This window comes from Lentzea sp. NPDC055074, assembly GCF_053608005.1.
In genome coordinates this window covers 1-19,993 of record NZ_JBSGUQ010000020.1, presented here as the reverse complement: position 1 = coordinate 19,993, position 19,993 = coordinate 1, and the positions used below count along the sequence as shown (strand labels likewise).

17 protein-coding genes and 1 riboswitch are annotated in these 19,993 nt (G+C 71.2%); of the genes, 8 read left to right on the top strand and 9 right to left on the bottom strand.

Features of this window, described 5'->3' with window-relative positions:
- The first annotated feature begins 72 nt into the window (after nucleotides 1-72).
- From ACWF7A_RS34725 to ACWF7A_RS34710, 4 genes are read left to right on the top strand one after another with little or no spacing between them, the layout of a single operon-like run.
- A complete protein-coding gene (locus ACWF7A_RS34725; protein WP_452254741.1) occupies nucleotides 73-453 on the top strand; it encodes a TIGR03618 family F420-dependent PPOX class oxidoreductase in 381 nt (126 codons plus the stop codon).
- The gene (cbiE, locus tag ACWF7A_RS34720; RefSeq protein ID WP_452254740.1) at nucleotides 434-1,579 is read left to right on the top strand and encodes a precorrin-6y C5,15-methyltransferase (decarboxylating) subunit CbiE; all 1,146 of its coding nucleotides are present in this window, start codon (nucleotides 434-436) and stop codon (nucleotides 1,577-1,579) included. The genes ACWF7A_RS34725 and cbiE overlap by 20 nt, the downstream gene beginning before the upstream one ends.
- Nucleotides 1,576-2,316, top strand: coding sequence for a precorrin-4 C(11)-methyltransferase (gene cobM, locus ACWF7A_RS34715; protein ID WP_452254739.1), 741 nt, complete (start codon nucleotides 1,576-1,578; stop codon nucleotides 2,314-2,316). Before cbiE ends, cobM begins: the two co-directional genes overlap by 4 nt.
- Nucleotides 2,313-3,014 carry a cobalt-precorrin-6A reductase gene (locus ACWF7A_RS34710; protein ID WP_452254738.1) on the top strand — a complete coding sequence of 234 codons (702 nt, stop codon included), beginning with the start codon at nucleotides 2,313-2,315 and terminating at the stop codon, nucleotides 3,012-3,014. The genes cobM and ACWF7A_RS34710 overlap by 4 nt, the downstream gene beginning before the upstream one ends.
- Here ACWF7A_RS34710 and ACWF7A_RS34705 read toward each other — a convergent pair.
- From ACWF7A_RS34705 to ACWF7A_RS34695, 3 genes are read right to left on the bottom strand one after another with little or no spacing between them, the layout of a single operon-like run.
- A complete protein-coding gene (locus tag ACWF7A_RS34705) occupies nucleotides 2,986-4,437 on the bottom strand; it encodes a precorrin-2 C(20)-methyltransferase (protein WP_452254737.1) in 1,452 nt (483 codons plus the stop codon). The genes ACWF7A_RS34710 and ACWF7A_RS34705 overlap by 29 nt on opposite strands.
- Entirely contained in the window at nucleotides 4,434-5,054 is a 621-nt protein-coding gene (locus tag ACWF7A_RS34700; RefSeq protein ID WP_452254736.1) for a precorrin-8X methylmutase, read from the bottom strand. Before ACWF7A_RS34700 ends, ACWF7A_RS34705 begins: the two co-directional genes overlap by 4 nt.
- Complete coding sequence (locus tag ACWF7A_RS34695; RefSeq protein WP_452254735.1) at nucleotides 5,051-6,046, bottom strand: hypothetical protein; 996 nt, start codon at nucleotides 6,044-6,046, stop codon at nucleotides 5,051-5,053. Before ACWF7A_RS34695 ends, ACWF7A_RS34700 begins: the two co-directional genes overlap by 4 nt.
- Before the next feature lie 8 nt (nucleotides 6,047-6,054).
- A riboswitch (cobalamin riboswitch) is annotated at nucleotides 6,055-6,190 on the top strand.
- A gap of 35 nt (nucleotides 6,191-6,225) precedes the next feature.
- On the opposite strand from ACWF7A_RS34695, the gene cobN reads away from it, so the two are divergent.
- A complete protein-coding gene (gene cobN, locus ACWF7A_RS34690) occupies nucleotides 6,226-9,792 on the top strand; it encodes a cobaltochelatase subunit CobN (RefSeq protein ID WP_452254734.1) in 3,567 nt (1,188 codons plus the stop codon).
- Here cobN and ACWF7A_RS34685 read toward each other — a convergent pair.
- The gene (locus ACWF7A_RS34685; RefSeq protein WP_452254733.1) at nucleotides 9,753-10,430 is read right to left on the bottom strand and encodes a helix-turn-helix transcriptional regulator; all 678 of its coding nucleotides are present in this window, start codon (nucleotides 10,428-10,430) and stop codon (nucleotides 9,753-9,755) included. The genes cobN and ACWF7A_RS34685 overlap by 40 nt on opposite strands.
- A gap of 46 nt (nucleotides 10,431-10,476) precedes the next feature.
- On the opposite strand from ACWF7A_RS34685, the gene folE reads away from it, so the two are divergent.
- Nucleotides 10,477-11,025, top strand: a complete 549-nt coding sequence (gene folE / locus ACWF7A_RS34680; RefSeq protein WP_452254732.1) for a GTP cyclohydrolase I FolE — start codon at nucleotides 10,477-10,479, stop codon at nucleotides 11,023-11,025.
- Here folE and ACWF7A_RS34675 read toward each other — a convergent pair.
- Together ACWF7A_RS34675 and ACWF7A_RS34670 are read right to left on the bottom strand one after the other, a co-directional pair.
- Nucleotides 11,013-11,528 carry an EF-hand domain-containing protein gene (locus ACWF7A_RS34675; RefSeq protein WP_452254731.1) on the bottom strand — a complete coding sequence of 172 codons (516 nt, stop codon included), beginning with the start codon at nucleotides 11,526-11,528 and terminating at the stop codon, nucleotides 11,013-11,015. The two genes, folE and ACWF7A_RS34675, sit on opposite strands and share 13 nt — an antisense overlap.
- A gap of 56 nt (nucleotides 11,529-11,584) precedes the next feature.
- Complete coding sequence (locus tag ACWF7A_RS34670) at nucleotides 11,585-14,140, bottom strand: AAA family ATPase (protein WP_452254730.1); 2,556 nt, start codon at nucleotides 14,138-14,140, stop codon at nucleotides 11,585-11,587.
- Between the two features lie 279 nt (nucleotides 14,141-14,419).
- Between ACWF7A_RS34670 and ACWF7A_RS34665 the strand changes: the two genes are divergently transcribed.
- Nucleotides 14,420-17,044, top strand: coding sequence for a LuxR C-terminal-related transcriptional regulator (locus ACWF7A_RS34665; RefSeq protein ID WP_452254729.1), 2,625 nt, complete (start codon nucleotides 14,420-14,422; stop codon nucleotides 17,042-17,044).
- Here the strand turns inward: ACWF7A_RS34665 and ACWF7A_RS34660 are convergent.
- From ACWF7A_RS34660 to ACWF7A_RS34650, 3 genes are all read right to left on the bottom strand, one after another.
- Complete coding sequence (locus ACWF7A_RS34660; protein ID WP_452254728.1) at nucleotides 16,998-17,387, bottom strand: LapA family protein; 390 nt, start codon at nucleotides 17,385-17,387, stop codon at nucleotides 16,998-17,000. The genes ACWF7A_RS34665 and ACWF7A_RS34660 overlap by 47 nt on opposite strands.
- A 48-nt stretch (nucleotides 17,388-17,435) precedes the next feature.
- Nucleotides 17,436-17,789, bottom strand: a complete 354-nt coding sequence (locus ACWF7A_RS34655) for a DUF742 domain-containing protein (RefSeq protein ID WP_452254727.1) — start codon at nucleotides 17,787-17,789, stop codon at nucleotides 17,436-17,438.
- A gap of 216 nt (nucleotides 17,790-18,005) precedes the next feature.
- A complete protein-coding gene (locus tag ACWF7A_RS34650; RefSeq protein ID WP_452254726.1) occupies nucleotides 18,006-18,929 on the bottom strand; it encodes an anti-sigma factor RsbA family regulatory protein in 924 nt (307 codons plus the stop codon).
- A gap of 101 nt (nucleotides 18,930-19,030) precedes the next feature.
- Between ACWF7A_RS34650 and ACWF7A_RS34645 the strand changes: the two genes are divergently transcribed.
- On the top strand, nucleotides 19,031-19,852 hold the full coding sequence (locus ACWF7A_RS34645; RefSeq protein WP_452254725.1) for a MerR family transcriptional regulator: 822 nt from the start codon (nucleotides 19,031-19,033) through the stop codon (nucleotides 19,850-19,852).
- The last annotated feature ends 141 nt before the right edge of the window (nucleotides 19,853-19,993 follow it).

Here is a 19,993-nt window from a genome sequence, read left to right as displayed (position 1 = left end):
TGCTCTGAAGTGCGGCCCGTCACCTCCTCCTGGTGACGGGCCGCACCGCTGCCGCCACCTATGATTCGGGCCATGTCGATCGACCGGGGTGCCGAGTTCGCCGAGTTCTGGACTGAACGGCACCTGTGCACGTTGTCCACCGTCCGTCCCGACGGGACCCCGCACGTGGTGCCGGTCGGCGTCACGCTCGACGCCGAGGCGGGTGTCGCGCGGATCATCACGAGCGGCGCGTCGTGGAAGGTCAAGCACGTGCGCAACGCCGGGTACGCCGCCGTGTGCCAGGTGGACGGTCGGCGTTGGTCCACGTTGGAGGGTTCGGCCGTCGTGCTCGACGACGTGGAATCCGTGCGCGAGGCCGAGCGGCGGTATGCGTTGCGGTACAGGCAGCCGCGGGTGAACCCGGCTCGGGTCGTGATCGAGATCCAGGTGAAGCGTGTCACCGGCACCGTCTGACGTCGTGGTCGTCGGCATCGGTGCCGACGGGTGGGACGGGCTTTCTCCTGCCGCCCAGCAGGCAGTTTCCCGCTCGCGTGTCCTGATGGGCTCTCGCCGGCAGCTCGACCTGGTGCCGGGGGAGTTCGACCGGGTCGCGTGGCCGTCGCCGCTGGTACCGGCGTTGCCCGCGTTGTTCGAGAAGTACCGGGACGTGTGCGTGCTGGCGTCGGGCGACCCGATGTTCCACGGCATCGGCACGACCCTCGTGCGGTTGCTGGGCGACCGGGTGACGGTGATCCCGCACCCGTCCTCCGTGTCTCTCGCCTGTGCGCGGCTCGGGTGGGCGTTGAACGAGGTCGAGGTCGTGTCACTGGTGGCGCGGTCGGCCGACCTGCTACGCCCCGTGCTGACTCCGGGACAGCGCGTGCTCGTGCTCGGTGGTGACCCCGCAACCGTTGCGGCACTGGCCGGGGACATCACCGTGCTCGAACAGCTAGGTGGTCCCGCCGAGCGGGTTTACCCTTGGTCCGGGCAGGACTCGGACCCGCTCTGCGTGATCGCGGTCGAGTACCGCGGGAGCGCTCTCTCACGGGTCCCCGGACTGCCCGACGACGCTTATGAATCCGATGGCCAGCTGACGAAGCGAGAGGTGCGGGCTATTTCGCTGTCGAGATTGGCGCCGCTGCCCGGGCAGCTGCTGTGGGACGTCGGGGCCGGTTCGGGTTCCATCGCGATCGAGTGGGCGCGCACGCACCCGACGTGCCGCGCGATCGCCATAGAGCAGTCAGCCGAACGCGCAGAGCGAATCACCGGTAACGCTGCGTCTCTGGGTGTGCCCGGGGTGGAGGTCCACATCGGACGGGCGCCGGACGCGTTGGAGGGGCTGGAGAAGCCCGACGCGATCTTCATCGGCGGCGGCGTGACGGTGCCCGGCCTGCTGCAGGCCTGCTGGGACTCGCTGGCGGCAGGCGGTCGTTTGGTCGTCAACGCCGTGACGCTCGAGTCCGAGGCCGTGGTGGCGCAGTGGTACGCGCGGCTCGGCGGTGACCTGGTGCGGATCGCGGTGAACCGCGGCTCGTCGGTCGGCCGGTTCACCGGCTGGCGGCCGCACATGCCCGTGACGACGTGGAGCGTGACGAAGTGACCGTGCACTTCATCGGGGCCGGGCCCGGAGCGGCCGACCTGATCACGGTGCGGGGCCGCTCGCTGATCGAGTCGTCGCCGGTGTGCCTGTACGCGGGCGCGCTGGTGCCGGCGGACCTGCTCGCGTTCTGCCCGCCCGGCGCGCGCAAGGTCGACACGGCCCTGCTGACGCTCGACGAGATCGTCGCCGAGCTGGTCGCGGCCTCGGAGCAGGGACTCGACGTGGCCCGGCTGCACTCCGGCGACCCGTCGGTGTTCAGCGCGATGGCCGAGCAGATGCGCCGGCTGGACGCGCTGGGGATCTCCTACGACGTGACGCCCGGGGTGCCCGCGTTCGCGGCCGCCGCGGCGTCGTTGCAGCGCGAGCTGACGGTGCCCGGGGTCGGGCAGACGGTCATCCTGACGCGGACCTCGCAGCGCGCCACGCCGATGCCCGAGGGCGAGGACCTGGACACGCTGGGCCGCAGCCACGCGACGTTGGTGCTGCACCTCGCCGTGCAGCGGATCGCGGACGTCGTCGCGGAGCTCGTGCCGAACTACGGGCTCGACTGCCCGGTCGCGGTCGTCGCCTACGCCTCCCGCGAGGACGAGGTCGTGCTGCGCGGGACGCTGGACGACATCGCCGCCCAGGTCGAGGCCGCCGGGATCAAGCGGACCGCGGTGATCGTCGTGGGGCAGGTGCTGGGCGCGACGCAGTTCCCGGACAGCCACCTGTACTCGGCCACGCGCGTTCGATGATCCTGATCCTCGGTGGCACGGGGGAGGCGCGGGAGCTCGCGTCCCGCGTGCCGGCCGTGTCGTCCTTGGCGGGCAGGGTCAGCAACCCCGCGCTCCCCGTCGGCGAGGTGCGCGTCGGTGGGTTCGGCGGTGTCGACGGGCTCGCACAGTGGTTGCGGGACAACGATGTCAGCGCCGTGGTCGACGCGACCCACCCGTTCGCTCGACAGATCACGTCGAACGCCTTCGAGGCTTGTGAGCGGGTCGGCGTGCCGCTGCTCATCTTGCGGAGGCCTGGGTTCACGCCGCAACCGGGCTGGCGCTGGGTGGACAGCGTGGCCGACGCCGCGCGGGAGCTGCCGGGGGAGCGTGTCTTCCTGACCACCGGGCGGCAGGACCTGGCCGAGTTCGCCGGGTGCCCGCAGTGGTTCCTGGCGCGCATGGTCGAACCGCCGGAACCGCCGATGCCCCAACGGATCGAGGTGCTGCTCTCGCGCGGTCCGTTCACTGTGGACGGTGAGCTGGAGCTGATGCGGTCGCGGGAGGTCGACGTGCTCGTCACCAAGGACAGCGGTGGCGAGATGACGTCGGCCAAGCTGGAGGCCGCCCGCCGGCTCGGTGTGCCGGTCGTGATCGTGCGCCGGCCACCGCTCCCGCCCGCGGAGACGGTGGCCGACGTCGACTCGGCCGTCAGGTGGTTGGGTACCGCCGGGGCGTGAAGACGACGCCCTGGGGCGTCACGACCGTCTGCGACGAGCCGATGATCAGCAGGCAGCGCATGTCGATCGTGGCCGGGTCGAGGGCGCCGAGCGTGAGGACGCGGATCTCCTCCTCCGGGCCGCCCACGTCGCGTCCGACGACGATCGGGGTCTCCGGGTCGCGGTGCTTCAGCAGCAGGTCGCGCATGTCCGCCACCTGGTGCGTGCGGGCCTTGGACGCCGGGTTGTAGATCGCGATCACCAGGTCTGCCCTGGCGGTGGCTTCGAGGCGTTCGGCGATGACGTCCCACGGCTTGAGCCTGTCGCTCAACGAGATCACCGCGTAGTCGTGCCCGAGCGGCGCTCCCGCCTTGGCCGCCACGGCGTTCGCGGCCGTGACACCGGGGATGACGCGGACCGGCACGTCCGGTGACTCCGCCGCGACCTCCAGGACCGCGGTGGCCATCGCGAAGACACCGGGGTCACCGGACGACACGACGGCGACGCGGGCGCCCTTGCGGGCCAGGTCCAGGGCGAAGGCGGCGCGTTCGGACTCGACCTGGTTGTGCGAGGAGTGCCGCTGCTGGCCGGGGCGCTGCGGGACGCGGTTCAGGTAGGTGCTGTAGCCGACCAGCTCGTCGGCCGCCTCCAGCTCCTGACGGGCTTCCGGGGTGAGCCAGTCCCGCGAGCCGGGGCCGAGGCCGACGACGACGACCTCGCCCTTCGGCTTCGCGGGCCGGGACTGGCTCGGCAGCACGGCGATGGAGAAGTACGGCACGGTCGCGGGGTCGACGTCCGCCAGCGGCGCCATCTTCTGACGGCTGGTGGTGGCGCGCTCGACGTACCAGGCGCCGTCGAGCCGGCCGGCCTTCTCGAGTGCCTCGCGGACGTTGCCGAAAGTGCGGCCCAGCTTGAGGATCGCGGCGCAGTCGGTGTCGGCGAGGCGGGCCGCGAGCTCGTCGGGCGGCAGCGTGCCGGGCAGGATCGTGAGCACCTCGTCGCGTTCCACCAGCGGGGTGCCGAGGACGGCGGAAGCGCCGCTCACGGACGTGACGCCGGGGACGACCTCCCACTCGTAGCGGTCGGCCAGCCGCTTGTGCATGTGCATGTAGGAGCCGTAGAAGAACGGGTCTCCCGCGGCCAGCAAGACGACGTCGCGGCCCGCGTCGAGGTGCGCGGCCAGCTTGGCGGCGGCCTCCTCGTAGAACGCGTCGATCTCGCCCTGGTAGTCGTCCGTGTCCTCGGTCGTCACCGGGTAGACGAGCTGTTCCAGCACCTGGCCGTCGCGGAAGTACGGCGCGGCGATGGTCTTGGCGACCGACTTGCCGTGCCGGGCGCTGTGGAACGCCACCACGTCGGCTTCGTTGATGAGTCGCGCGGCCTTGACCGTCACGAGTTCCGGGTCGCCCGGACCCAGGCCGACGCCGTAGAGCTTGCCCGTCATTCCACTTCGCTCGCAATCGCGTTGATAGCCGCCGCCGTCATGGCACTGCCGCCGCGCCGGCCGCGCACCACGAGGTGCTCCAGATCCGTTGCGGCCAAAGCTTCCTTGGACTCCGCGGCCCCGATGAACCCGACCGGGATGCCGAGGATCGCGGCGGGCCTCGGGGCTCCGGCGGCGATCAGGTCGAGGAGGTGGAACAACGCGGTGGGGGCGTTGCCGATCGCGATCACCGCGCCACCGAACCGGTCCGCGAGCAGCTCCAGCGCGGCCGCGCTGCGCGTGTTGCCGATCGTCTCGGCGAGCCCCGGTGTGCGCGGGTCCTGCAGGTAGCACAGGACCTCGTTGTCCTTCGGCAGGCGCCGGCGGGTCACGCCGGACGCGACCATGTTGGCGTCGCACAGGATCGGGGCGCCGTCGCGGAGTGCCGCGCGGGCGTCACGCACGACGTTCGCGGAGAACGCGACGTCGCGGGGAAGGTCGGTCATGCCGCACGCGTGGATCATGCGGACGACGACCTGGGCGACATCGGCGGGGAACCCGGTGAGGTCCGACTCCGCGCGGATGGTGGCGAAGGACTGGCGGTAGATCTCCGCCCCGTCCTTGATGTACTGCGTCAACGGATCTCCTCGTAGCCGTCGCCGGTCGCGACGAACTCGATCACTTCGCCCGCGGGCCGGCCGCAGCGGCGGGCGCATCCCGACCAGTGGACCGGACGGCGGTGCGGGGTTCCGAGCCAGGCACGGGCGTCGGCGCGCACGTCGGAGAGCGACTTCGCGCAGCCGGGACGGCCGGTGCAGGCGCTGACGCCGTGCCAGGGGGAGTCCGAGTCGGTGATGAGACCGGACGTGTCGGTGCCGGCGGGCACGACGAGACTGCGCCACGGGGTCAGGCGCAGGGCCACGCCGGGTAGCTGGCCGGCGTCGAGCCGGCCCAGTGGAACCCCTGGGGTCAACGGTGAAGGTGCGACAGGAGTCACAGCGGGGGTGACGCGCGGGCCGTCGGAGGTGCCGAAGTGCGCGGTGATCTTTCGCACACCGTCGTCCACTTCGGACAGGCGCCAGGCCGCTCCGCGCAGCCGCTGGAAGAGGCGGGCGGCGGTCACCACGGCGTCGGCGGGGTCGGTGACGCGGACGCCCGTGTCCGTTCCCGCGAGGAGGAGGGCCCACGTCGCCGCATCGGCTCTGACCAGGCCGAAGTCGCCACCCAGCCCGCTCACCGCGTGCCCCACCGTCAGCAGGAACCGGCCCGGCAGCGACGCCAGCTCCGGGTCCGCGCACAGCACTGCATCGATCTCGTCGACCAGCGCCTGGTCGTTCTCCAGAGGCGCCGCGATGATGTTGCGGATCCGCTCGTGCGAGGCCGACGGCAGCAGGCCCGCCGCAGACAGCCGCGCGCCCAGTTCGACACCGTCCGCGAGGCCCCTGATCTGGAGGTTCGCCCGCGAGGTCAGTTCCACTGAACCGTTCCCGAGCTCCGCGGCCGCGGAGCGCACGACGTCCCACTGAGCAGCGGAAAGAGTGCCGCCAGGCACCCGGATGCGCGCCAGCCCGCCGTCCGCCGCCTGGTGCAGCTCGACGGCGCCGGGGCAGGCGTCCGGGTGACTACGCATAGGTCGGACTGTAACCCGCCGGTTAGGGTGAGCCCGAACGACGAAGCGCAGGAGGAAGCCGGTGTGAATCCGGCGCGGTCCCGCCACTGTGACCAGCGGACAACCGCTGGGAGTCAGGAACTCTGCTTCGCCAGTCACCCGCAACCTGGGGCGCGGACCCCACGAGGGATGGAGCCTGCGTGATCCTTCTGCTGTCGACCTCCGACACCGACCTGCTGTCGGCGCGCGCGAGCGGTGCCGAGTACCGGCTCGGCAACCCCGCGCGACTCACGACCGACGACCTGCCCGCGCTCGTCGAGGGCGTGGACCTGGTCCTCGTGCGCATCCTCGGCGGCCGCCGGATGTGGGAGGAGGGCCTCGACTGGCTGCTGGCCTGTGGGCTGCCCGTGGTGGTGCTCGGCGGTGAGATGCAGCCCGACGCGGCGCTGATGGAGCTGTCGACGGTGGCCGGTGGCGTGTGCGCCGAGGCGCACCTCTACCTCGCGCACGGCGGTCCGGCGAACCTCACCGAGCTGCACAAGTTCCTCTCCGACACCGTGCTGCTGACCGGCCACGGCTTCGAGGCCCCCACCGCCACCCCCACCTGGGGTGTGCTGGAGCGCGAGGCCTCGCAGGCCGAAGGTCCGACGGTCGCGGTGCTCTACTACCGCGCCCACCACGTCGCCGGGAACACCGCGTTCATCCACGCGCTGTGCGATGCGATCGAGGCCAAGGGTGGCAAGGCCCTGCCCGTCTTCTGCTCCTCGCTGCGCACCGCCGAACCCGAGCTGCTCGACACGCTGCGGCAGGCCGACGCGCTCGTCGTGACGGTGCTCGCGGCCGGTGGCACGAACCCCGCGAAGGCGTCCGCCGGTGGCGACGACGACGCGTGGGACGTCGGTGCGCTGGCCGCCCTCGACGTGCCGATCCTGCAGGGGTTGTGCCTCACGTCGAGCCGTGCGACGTGGGACGAGAACGACGACGGACTGTCTCCTTTGGACACCGCGACGCAGGTCGCGATCCCCGAGTTCGACGGCCGGATCATCACGGTCCCGTTCTCCTTCAAGGAGATCGACTCCGACGGTCTCACGATCTACGTCGCCGACCCGGAACGGGCGCTGCGCGTCGCGGGCATCGCCGTGCGGCACGGCCGGTTGCGCCACATCCCGGTCGGCGAGCGCAAGGTCGTCGTCATGCTGTCGGCGTACCCGACCAAGCACTCGCGCATCGGCAACGCGGTCGGGCTCGACACGCCCGCGTCGACCGTCCGGCTGCTGAAGGCCATGCGCGAGCACGGGTACGACATCGGCGACGAGCTGCCGGGCGTCGACGAGCTCGACGGCGACAAGCTGATCCACGCGCTGATCGCCGCCGGCGGCCAGGACGCGGACTGGCTCACGCAGGAGCAGTTCGAGAGCAACCCGATCCGCATCGCCGCGGCCGACTACCGCGAGTTCTACGAGACGCTGCCCGACGACTTCCGCGAGTCGATGCAGGAGCACTGGGGCGAGGCTCCCGGCACGCTCTTCGTCGACCACTCGAAGTCGAAGGACGGCGAGATCGTGCTGGCCGCGCTGAGGTCCGGCAACGTGGCGGTGATCGTGCAGCCGCCGCGCGGGTTCGGCGAGAACCCGATCGCGATCTACCACGACCCGGACCTGCCGCCGTCGCACCACTACCTCGCGGCGTACCGGTGGGTCGAGTCGAACTTCGGCGCGGACGCGGTGGTGCACGTCGGCAAGCACGGCAACCTGGAGTGGTTGCCCGGCAAGACCGTCGGCATGTCGGCGTCCTGCGGCACGGACGCGGCGCTCGGCGACCTGCCGCTGATCTACCCGTTCCTCGTCAACGACCCCGGTGAGGGCACGCAGGCGAAGCGGCGTGCGCACGCCACGCTGGTCGACCACCTCGTGCCGCCGATGGCCCGCGCCGACAGCTACGGCGACATCGCGCGCCTGGAGCAGTTGCTCGACGAGTACGGGAACATCTCCGCGATGGACCCGGCCAAGGTGCCGGCGATCCGCGCGCAGATCTGGACGCTGATCAAGGCCGCGAAGCTCGACCACGACCTGGGGCTCGACGACCGGCCGCACGACGCGGAGTTCGACGAGTTCATCCTGCACGTCGACGGCTGGCTGTGCGAGGTCAAGGACGTCCAGATCCGCGACGGCCTGCACATCCTCGGTGAGGCGCCGATCGGCAGCGTTCGCGTCAACCTCGTGCTCGCCATGTTGCAGGCGCGGCAGATGTGGGGCGGTCAGGTCGCCGCGCTGCCCGGCCTGCGCGAGGCCCTCGGGCTCGTCGGCACGGCCCGCGAAGACGTCGACGCGATCGAGGAAGAGGCTCGCGTGCTCGTCCAGGCGATGGAGGACGCGGGCTGGGACCGTGCCGCCGCAGCGGGTCTGCACGAGTCGGTGGACGTGCAGAAGATCCTGGAGTTCGCGGCCGTCGAGGTCGTGCCCAGGCTCGCGCGCACCACGGACGAGATGACGAACGTCCTGCACGCCCTGGACGGCGGCTACATCCCGGCCGGCCCGTCGGGTTCTCCGTTGCGCGGCCTGGTGAACGTGCTGCCGACCGGACGCAACTTCTACTCGGTCGACCCGAAGGCCATCCCGTCGCGGCTCGCGTGGGAGACCGGCCAGGCGATGGCCGACTCGCTGCTGGAGCGGTACCGCGCCGAGAACGACGGCGAGTGGCCGCCCTCGGTCGGTCTGTCGGTCTGGGGCACGTCCGCGATGCGCACCGCCGGTGACGACATCGCCGAGGTGTTCTCGCTGCTCGGCGTGCGGCCGGTGTGGGACGACCAGTCCCGTCGCGTGACGGGCCTCGAAGTGGTGCCGCTGGAGGAGCTCGGCCGGCCGCGCGTCGACGTGACGATCCGCATCTCGGGCTTCTTCCGGGACGCCTTCCCGCACGTCGTGTCCATGTTGGACGATGCAGTGCAGCTCGTGGCCGCGCTGGACGAGCCCGCGGAGCAGAACTTCGTGCGGGCGCACATGCTTCGCGACCTCGAGGAGCACGGCGACCAGCGCCGCGCCACGTTGCGCGTCTTCGGTTCCAAGCCGGGCGCGTACGGCGCGGGGGTGCTGCCGTTGATCGACAGCCGCAACTGGCGCGACTCGTCCGACATCGCCGAGGTCTACGCGGTGTGGGGCGGGTACGCGTACGGCCGCGGGGTCGACGGCATCGCCGCGCGTGCGGACATGGAGTCGGCGTACCGGCGGATCGCGGTGGCGGCCAAGAACATCGACACCCGCGAGCACGACATCGCCGACTCGGACGACTACTTCCAGTACCACGGCGGCATGGTCACGATGGTGAAGGCGCTGACGGGCAAGGCACCCGCCGCGTACGTCGGTGACAGCACGCGCCCGGAGGCGGTCCGCACCCGCACGCTGACCGAGGAGACCTCGCGGATCTTCCGCGCCCGCGTGGTGAACCCGCGCTGGATCGGGGCGATGCGCAACCACGGGTACAAGGGCGCGTTCGAGCTGCAGGCGACGGTCGAGTACCTGTTCGGCTACGACGCCACCACCGGCGTCGTCGCGGACTGGATGTACGAGAAGCTGACCGAGAGCTACGTGCTCGACCCGGAGACCCGCAAGTTCCTGCAGACGTCGAACCCGTGGGCGTTGCACGGCATCGCCGAGCGTCTGCTGGAGGCGGCCGAGCGCAAGATGTGGGAGCACCCGGAGGAGTCCACTCTGGACGCCCTGCGCGCTGCCTACCTGGAGACCGAGGGTGAGCTGGAGGACGGCGCCTGATCGAGCCGGACGCAGCAGTGACCTGGTGAGGGGGCGAGGCGAGCGGACACACCGCTCGCCCCGATCCCGTCCAGCAAACCGCTGACCAGGCACAGGTTCATCCCGCACACCAGCTGCGCGTGCCGCTTCGCCAGGCTGTGGAACGGGCAGTTGCCCAGCAGGATCGAGCCCGCTTCGGCTCGTGGCTCGAAACCGGAGCCCGCAAGGGCTTCCGTCACGTCACCCGAGGACCGCGCAGCGAGGGCCGAGCCCCACTCGTAGGCGCGCCGGTTCAGGATCTCGCGCGCCGGTTCACCCGTGCTCTGCGACTCCGTCAACGCGTCGGCGAGCAGGTGGCTCGCGGCCTCGTAGCGCCGGTCGGGCAGCGAGACCTCGATCTGCTCCGCCGAGCGCCGGTAGAGCTTCGCCGGGCGGCCCGCGCCGGGCCCGCCGCGACCGGTCCGCCGCTCGTGCACCACTGTGAGAAGGCCCATGTCGACGAGCTTGTCGAGGTGGAACGCGGCCGTCGTGCGCGGCAGGCCGACGGCCTGCGCGACCTCGTCCTTGCTGGTAGGAGCGGTCTGGCGGGCCACGAAGTCGTACAGTCTGCGGCGGTTCGGTTCGTCGAGGGCCGCGACGGCGGCGACGGGGTCGGCCATCTCTAAAACCTACTCTTGTTGTCTAAATTCGGCTACCGTGGCCGGCATGGACGTCGAGGCGGCACAGCAGGCGGTCACGGATCTGCTGAAGGCACTGGGCAAGGACCCGTACTCGGTGCATCTCACCGACACCCCGCGGCGTGTGGCGCAGGCGTACGCGGAGATGCTGACCCCGCGCGAGTTCACCATGACGACGTTCCCCAACGACGAGGGCTACGACGAGCTCGTGCTGGCGCGGAGCATCCCCGTGCAGTCGTTGTGCGAGCACCACATGCTGCCGTTCCACGGCGTCGCGCACGTCGGATACCTGCCGGGGGAGCGGATCCTGGGCCTGTCGAAGCTCGCGCGGGTCGTCGAGATGTTCGCCCGCGACCTCCAGGTCCAGGAACGGCTGACCAAGCAGGTCGCCGACTGGTTGCAGGAACAGTTGCGGCCCAAGGGGGTCGGCGTCGTGATCGAGGCCGAGCACATGTGCATGGCGCTGAGGGGCGTGCGGGTCACCGGATCGAGCACGGTCACGTCGGCGTTGAAGGGCGTGCTGCGCTCGGATCCCGCGTCACGTCAGGAGTTCTTCACCCTCGTTCACGCCGCCTGAACGGGACCGAAGACGTAGGAACCGGCGGCCTCCGGGTCGTCGCCGGCCCAGAACTCGGCCCACAGCGTCGCGAACTCGTTGCGCGACAACTTTCCGTCGCCGTCGAGGTCGAGCCTCGCGAAGTCGGTCGTCTCGACGTGGCCGAGCCAGGCCTCGATCATCATCCGGTACTCCGCCTCGGACACGTAGTCGTCGCTGTCCGCGTCCACGGCGCCGAACATGGCGTCCGCCGTGCCGAGCACCGGTTCGATGTTGTCCGGCAGCACGTCGACGACGTTCAGGACGTCCTGCAGCGTCACCTGGTCCGCGCCTCCCGCGGCCGACTGCAGGGTGGTCCACCAGCCCAGCATCACCTGCGTCAGCAACGCTTCGTCGCTGCCGCGCAACGCCGCCCAGCGCTGGGCGAGCAGCTCGAAGTCCTCCCTGTTCAGCCGTCCGTTGCCGTCGGAGTCCATCGCGCCGAAGACCAGATCCACCTTGCTCCGCTGAAAGTCGCTCGCCATGCGCAGGACGATAGGGCCGAAGGTCGCAACGCACCTATCGGCCGAACGGGTCCGAACTAGTCCACGAACAGAGCATCGGCCAGGTGCAAACGGCCGCCCACGCCCAGCTTGCGGTAGATCCCGGACAACACGCCTTCGACCGCTGCCGGTGCCATGAGCAGCGTGGACGCGATCTCGTCATCCGAACGGCCGCGTGCCGCCAGCTCCGCCACCTGGTGCTCCGTCGGGGTGAGTGCGGTCGGTCCGGTCTGGCGCATCCGCCGGGGTCCGGAGCTCGTCGCCACCAGTTCGGAGTAGGCGCGGGCGGCCATCGCGGTGGATCCGCACTTCTGTGCCAGGTCGACTGCGTCACGCAGCAGCGTGCGCGCGGACGCCGTATCGCCCTGACGCCGCACCACCACGCCGAGGTCCACCAACGCCCGTGCCAGTTCCAGGCGGCCGGGGGAGGCGCGCAACACCCGCACCGCCTCCTCCAGCAACGTCCGCCCGGCCGCGCCCGCGGTCACCCGGCCCTCCGCGCGCAACGCCATGCCCAACGCCCTGGGCGCGCCCCAGACCCGCGCGAGCGCGACCTCCTCCTGGGCGAGTTCGCGCGCTCGTTCGCCGTCGCCCATCGCCGCGCAGGCCAGTGCCGCGCCGGAGCGCCACGACAGCGCCGCGGGGTTGCGGTACGGCCACGCGGCGCAGTGCCGTCCGGCGGCCAGAAACGCTTCCAGGGCCTCATGATCGTCGCCCCGCGCTGTCAGCACCCGTCCGCGCACGGTCAGCACGCCGCCGAACGACCACGTGCGCCGCGCCTCGTCCGTCGAGGCCTCGGCGATCACCACGGCGGCCTCGTCGAGACGGCCCTCCTCGAGCAGGATGTCGGCGAGCAACGCCGCGTGCCAGGTGGAGACGGCGTGCCAGCGCCGGTCCTGCCTCAGGTGGTCGGACGCCACCGCGAGATCGGCGCGGGCGGAGGTGAGATCTCCCTTGCGGCGCTGGACGTTCGCGCGCATCACGTTCGTCAGCGCGCGCAACGCCGGGGCCTGCGCGCGGTCGACCTCGTCCAGCACGGCCAGTGCCTCGTCCAGGGAGTCGGCCAGGTTCAACGTCATCGCGGACGTCAGCGAGGCGAGCACACCGCCGCGTGCCGAGACGAGCCTGATCGCCTCCTCCGCGGCGATGTCCCCGACCATCACCCGGTGCAGCACACCGGCGGGAGTGCCGAGCGAGACCGACGACGGGACGGCCTCCTGCCACACGAGTCCGTGCACCGCGAGATGTGCCTGCGCCGACGGCGAGTCGCCCAGCACCGCGGGGATCTCGGCCGGGGCGCCCTCGGCGTGCAGGGCGTAGGACAGCGCGATCGCGGACTCGGCATCGTCCACATCGGACTTCCAGGCCTCGCGCAGCCGGGCGGTCGCGCCGGGCAGGTTGCCGACCAGCTCGGCGATTCCCAGCAGCCGCAACGCCCGGGACGGGTTCGCCACCGGTTCGCGCAGCGCTCGCCACAGAAGCCGGGCCGCACCGGCCGTGTCGCCGTGGTTCACCGCCTCCTGCGCGGCCCGGTCGAGCACCTCGCCCGCCCACGGTTCCAGGCCGGGCGACGTTTCCAGCAGGTGGTCCGCGACCGCCCGGTCCGAAGCGCCGTGCGTGCGCAACGCCTGGGCGGCCCGCAGGTGCAGCGCCGCGCGTGCGGGGGCGGGCATGTCGTCGAGCACCGCGGGCCCTGTCACACCGAGGAGCTCGACGGTGCGCAGGGCCTCGGCGAGCTCCACCGGGCTCAGCCGCGTGAGCTCGGCCAGCACACCGGGATGCGGCGAGGAGCCCAGTGCCGCCAGGCAGTGCGCGGTCGTGACGACGGACGCGGGGCGGCGGCGCAACCGGGCCGCCATGATCTCGCCGGACACCTCCGCGCCGCGCTGGGTCACCCGCCACGCGGCCTCCGCGGTCGGTGGGACCTCGTCCTCCGCCAACGCCTTGACCAGTCGCGTGACGGCCAGGGGGTTCCCGCCCGTCGCGTCGAAGCACGCGGCCGCGAACTCCGGCGCGGCCTCACCGAGCGCGGCCGAGACGAGGCGTCGCGTCTCGGCGGGGGTGAGGTCGTCCAGCGTGACCCGCTGGCACGCCGCCATGATCTCGCCGAACGACGGGTCGTCGCACCGCTCGCCCAGGCCCACGGTCAGGACGAGCGCGATCGGCAGCCGGCGCACGCGCAACGCCAGATAGGCGAGCCAGCGCAGGGAAGCGGCGTCGGCCCAGTGCGCGTCGTCGACGACGACCAGCAGGTCCGCCCGCGCGGCCAGGGCGGCCGTCAGCCGGTAGACGCCGTGCAGCACCGAGAAATCGGCGGTCGTCGCGGTGAGTCGCAACGCCCCGGCGGCCTCGTCGGGCACGAGATCCGAGTCGACCAGGTCGAACAACTGGGCCACGATCCCAAAAGGAAGATCGCTTTCCAATGCGCTTCCCCGTGCCCGCACCACTTGCCGGCCGGACGCGTCCCAGCGCGCGGCGAGGTCGTCCAGCGCCGCCGTCTTGCCCGTGCCGGGTGCGCCTTCCACCACCGTGGTCGTGCCCGGCGCCGCCTGATCGCCGATTCCGGCGCACCACACTTTCAGCCGGTTTTCCAAGATCTCTCCACAATCCGCCGCTGAAAGCTCAGCAGAATTGATGCTAGGAGAAAGCGGTCCACTTGCCCAGGTAAAGCTTCCTGCGCTATGGGCGTCTCAACAGGAGTACGGCCCGTATGATCCCGCGGGCTACTACTCGAATGGGTAGAGGCAGCCTGGCGGCGGCTTGTCAAGGTCATCCCAACGGCGCAGGGGGCGCCGCTCGGCTCTGGTCGTGGTGCAGGTCCTTGTGGTAATGCAACGCTTGTTCTCCGCCGCCGCGGAGCGAAAGGAAGAATGGTGTCGGGGAATCGGGACTGGATGTTCCGCGGCCGTGAGGGGGAACGGGAGCTCCTGAACGGCGTGCTGGACGCGGGCACCGGGGTGGTGCTGGTGGACGGCGCCGCGGGCACCGGGAAGACGCGGCTGCTGGCCGAGACCGCCGCCGTCGCCGCCGGCAGGGGCTTCGAGGTCGCGACGGCGCGGGACGAGCTCGACCAGCCGTTCCTGTTGGCCCGCCTGGCAGAACGCCGTCCGGACGGCCCGTTGCTGGTCGTGCTGGACGATCTCCACCTGGCCGAGCCGGGCACCCTGGCCGCCCTGCGCGCACTGTTGCCCGCCTCCGCCCACGAGAAGGTGGTGTGGCTGCTCGCCCGCCGTCGTGGCGAGGCCACCGACCGCCTGGTCGCCGCCGCCGCACAGCGCGGTGCCACCAGGATCGAGCTGCTGCCGCTGGCCGACGACGTGGTCACCGACCTCGTCGCCGACCTCACCGGAGGTGCCCCCGACCAGGACCTGAAAGCGCTTGCTTCCACGGCACAGGGCAATCCGGCCGACGTGACCAGGCTGGTCGAGGCCCTGCGCGCGGACGACCAGGTACTTCTCACCGCCGGGCACGCCACGATCAGGACCGGCAGGTCACCGCGGCACACCGAGGCGTTGCTGCGCGACCGCGTGAACGCGGTGAGCGGCAGGGCGAGGCACCTGCTGCAGGTCGCCGCCGTGCTCGGGCAGCACTTCGAACCCGGTGACGTCGCGGAGATGCTGGCGTCGAGCACCGCGATCCTGTTGCCCGCCTTGGACGAGGTCATCGCCGCGGGCGTCGTGACGGCCCTGGACGACAGGCTGGCGTTCCGGCACGAGCTGCTCTGGCGCCTGGTCTCCGACTCCGTGCCCCCACCCGTGCGGCGCGCGTTGCACCGCGAGGCCGGCGAGATGCTGCTGAGCCGCGGGGACAGCGCCGTCACCGCCGCCAAACACCTGCTGCACGGCGCTCAGCGCGGTGACGCCCGGTCGATCGACGGACTGGTCACCGCCGCGAAAGCCGTGCTGTGGAACGCTCCCGAGGCCGCCGCCGAACTCGCGGTGCGCGCCCTCGAACTGACCGACCAAGCGTCTGCTTCGCTGGTCCACCGCACGGTCATGGCGGTCAGAGCCCTCACCGCCGCCGGCAAGCTGACCGCCGCGCAGGCGCTCGCGCAGGACGCGTTGTCCCGTCAGGTCTCCCCGGAACCCGCCGCCAAGCTCCGGCACTGCGTGGCCACGACGACGTTGCTCGGCGCCCGGCACGCGGAGTCGCTGGAGATCTCCGAGGCGTTGCTGCGCGAACCCGACCTGGCGCCGGAACTCGCGCCCTGGGTGGAGATCACGCGGCTGATGGCGTTGCTCGGCCACGACCGCGACCGGGCGCGGGAGCTGGCCGAGGCCGTCGTGCGCACCCGTTCTGGAGCACCGGACGACGTGCTGGCAACGGCTTTGGCCGTGCTGGCCGCGATCGCGCGGGACACCGGACGGCCCGGCGCCGCGCTGGAGCTGGCCCGCGAGGCCGCCGGGGTGAGCACGTCGCACGACCTCAGCGCGTACCCGCAGCTGTTGCTCGCGACCCTGCTCGCGGGGCTGCGGGAGTTCGCCGACGCCGCCACCGTGGTGCGGCGGGTCCGCGGCGGGCCGTCCGCGGTGGTGACCAGGGAGGTCATGACCGCGGTCGTGCAGGCCCGGATCCTGTTGCAGGCCGGGCGGATCGAGGAGGCCGCCCTGGAGGCGCGCGCCGCGCTGACCGTGGCGGAGGAGACCGGGCACGCGACCGTGGTCGCGCCCGCTCTCGCGGTGCTGGCCATGGTCGCGATCCACACCGGCGACCTGCCCGCGGCGATCGAGCACGTCGAACGCTGCCGCGACGAGGTCCCGGCCGACGGGCTCATCTTCTCCCACGCCTACTACCAGTGGGCCGACGTGCTCGTCACCTACGTCGGTTCCGGGCTCGAGAAGGCGATGGCGCTGCTCAGCGACTCCTACCCGGACCTGGTCTCGTCGGGGCTCTTCGCGGAGGAACCGCGCGCCGCCGGGTGGTTCGTGCGCAGGGCACTGGAAGCGGGGGACGACGGGCTGGCGAAGGCCGTCGTGGACCGCGCGGAACGGCTGGCCGAGGAACACCCCGGCTTCGCGGCGGTGGCGGCGGCCGCCGTGCACGCGCGCGGTCTGCTCGACTCCGACGCCCGGTCGCTGGAGCTCGCCGCCCGCGACCACCGCGACCTATGGGCACGGGCGAACGCGGCCGAGGACCTCGGAGTGCTGCTCGCCGGGTCACCGGACCGCGCGGAGTCGGTGAAGGCGCTGGAGAACGCGCTCGGTCTCTACCGGGAGATCGGCGCGTCCCGCGACAGCGCGCGGGTCCTGGGCCGGCTGCGCAAACTGGGCCGCCGCCGCAGGGCCGCGCCCACCAGGCCCGAGTCCGGATGGTCCAGTCTGGACGACACTGAACGGGCCATCGCGAACCTGGTGGCCAAGGGTCAGACGAACCGGCAGATCTCCACGCAGCTGTTCATGTCACCGCACACGGTGAACTTCCACCTGCGCAAGATCTTCCGCAAGCTCGGGATCAGCTCGCGCGTCGAGCTGGTGATGAGGTCACGGGACGACCGGTGACCTGCTTGGCCTGACGCCGCAGCTGCAGGATGCGGGCCGCGCCGACGACCGCGACCAGCAGCGCGCCGCCGATCGCGCCGAACAGCAGCGCCACGCCCAGGGGCAGGCTGAACTCGCCCCACAGGAAGTGGATCGTGGCGTTGGCGCTGTTCTGCAGGATGAAGACCAGCAGGAAGATCAGCACGACGATCGCCACCAGCACGGCGATCCAGGTGCCGCTGATCCGGGTCGGCCGCAGCTTCTTCGGTGCGGCCGCCGGGACGGACGGTGCAGCAGCCGGCGGGGCCGTCGGGATCGGTTCCGTGACCGGCGTCTTCGGGGTCTCGTCGCTGGAGGTCGCCACGGGATGATTATCGGCGACCAGGCGTGATCTCGCGCGCTGGCGAACGGGTTACAGCCTGCGCAACCCGGACAGCACGCGTTCGAGCAGAGCCACGTTCGGCTTGTCGGCCGGCTCGTGCACCGCGACCAGGTTCAGCGTGATCAGGTCGCTCAGCAACACCCGCGTCACACCGAGCGGGATCTTCATGAGCGCCGAGATCTCGGCGACCGACCGCGGCTGCAGGCACAGCCGCATCATCGCCGCCTGGTCGTTGGTCGCGCGGTAGAGCCGGTCCTCGTCGGTGGAGAGCAGCGTCTCCAGGCGCAGGTCGTGGCGGGCCGTGGTGCGGCCGCCGGTGCGGGCGTAGGGACGGATGAGCGAGCTGTCCCTGGCGGGGGTCTGGCTCGGTTCGTCTTCTTGCACAGGCCACTCCGGTAGCGGTTCCGGTGGGCGTTGGCGCAACGGTTCCTGACGGGGCAGTTGTTGCGTCTCCGCGCCGTTGAAGGCTCCACTTCCTTCGTTGCGCAGCCGTCCGCGGGTTGCCGGAGACCCGAATCGAGCCCCCGTGTAACCGATTTCCGTCGCTTCCTCGTCGTGCACGTGCTCAAGCTATAACGAAGTCGCCCAAATGTGAGTGGATCACGTTGCCTTTTTGTCAGTCAGATCGAATCTGACTTGGATTGCGGTGCCGTTTGACGTCGTTTGGGTGCGCACGAGGTCCGCCAAACGGTTGACAAGCAACAGACCGCGACCGCCTGGTTCGTTTGCGTGAACAGGGGTGCGTCCAGCCAGAACATCGGTGATGTGCCCGTTGTCGTTGACTTGGCAAACAATACTTCTGCTTTCCGCCCAGACGCGGACCGTGCTCTCGCCGCCGCCGTGCCGCACGCTGTTCGTCGCGAGCTCGGTCACCGCGAGCGCGAAGTCGTCGACGCGCCCGTGGGTCAGCCCGAGCTTGACGGCCTGCTCGCGCGCGAACGCCCGCACCGCCGCCATGGCCCCGGCGCCGACGGACGTGCTCGCCGCGTCGGACGGGATGGCCAGCGGCATCGAGTGGGCGGCGACGACCACCCGCGCGGGGTGGAAGTGGTCGCTGGGGCGATGGCCGCTCGCGTCGATGACGACCGGGTGGGTCTTCTCGGCGTCGGCCAGGATGTCATGGGTGAGGGAGGTGGTGCTGTAGGGGCACAGGATGCTCAGGTCACGACCGCTGAACGCGTAGTTGACCAGTGCCTCGTGCAGCGTGCACGCCGGGTACTCGACGTCGGTGCGCAGGTCCCACACCGGCTCGCTGATGATGCGGACGGCCCCGCGGTGCCGGTCGGCGAACGCGCGGAGGTCCGGGATGATCCGGCCGGGGTTGCGGCCGGTGTCCTCCATGTCGATGAACGTCACGAGATGGGCGAACCCGCTGAGCGCCTCCCGGAGCAGCCGCAGGTTCCTGCCCGGCACCGCCACGGCGACCGGTTCGGCGCTCGCGAGGCCCTCCACGACGAACGGGACCGTTCCGTCGATGTAGGAGTCCTCGTCCGAGTAGAAGAGCGCCGGATGTGCGAACGTCATGAGCCACCTCTCGTCAACGTCCCAGGGTGCGCACTCCGGGCGTTGTTCAAACCATCATTTCTTGACCCTCACACCGTGTCAGCCCCTACACAGGAGCAGTCATGTTCACCATCGGAGACTTCGCCCATCTGGGGCGTGTGTCGGTGCGGATGCTGCGCCATTACGACGCGGTCGGTCTGCTCCTGCCGGCGCACGTCGACCCGTCCAGCGGCTACCGCTACTACACGGCCGCCCAGCTGCAACGACTGAACCGCCTGATCGCGCTGAAGGACCTCGGTCTGACGCTCGACCAGGTGCGTGTGGTGCTCGACGAAAAGCTTTCCGTCGAACAGTTGCACGGCATGCTCTCGTTGCGGCGGGCCGAGCTGCGGCAGCAGATCCTCGCGGACACCTCGCGGCTGCGCCGGGTCGAGGCACGTCTCCGCGCCATCGAGAGGGAAGGCGCCATGCCCACCGACGAGATCGTCCTGAAGTCCGTCCCCGCCGTCCGGGTCGCCCGCTTGACGGCGACCGCCGCGTCCTACGGGCCCGAGGACATCGGCCCGGTCATCCAGCCGCTGTACCCGCAGCTCTTCGAACGCCTCGGCCGCGCGGGGGTCACGCCGGCGGGCCACGGCATCGCCACCTACGAGTCGATCGCCGGGGACGAGGTGCTCGTGCGGGCCGGCGTGACCGTGGCCGTCGACCCGTCCCCGGCCTACGACTTCGAGGTCGTCGACCTCCCCGCGCTGGCGGAGGCGGCGACGATCGTGCACCGCGGCACGATGGACGACGTCGACACCTCGTACCAGGCCGTGGCGGCGTGGATCGAGGCGCACGGGTACAGGCAGAACGGGCTCGCCCGGGAGGTGTACCTGAACTACGGCGAGGGTGACCCGGCGGACTGGGTGACGGAGCTGCAGCTGGAGATCACCAAGGTCTAGGCGCTGTCCTGCAAGTCTCGTTGGGCGGCAGTAGCGGCCGAGGGACCCGGAGGCGGCACCGCCGCAACGCCCGAATACGCCCGGTATGAGGGCGTCGCGGCGGCACCGCCTCCGGGTCTCTCGCCCGCGCCTGTCACCGAA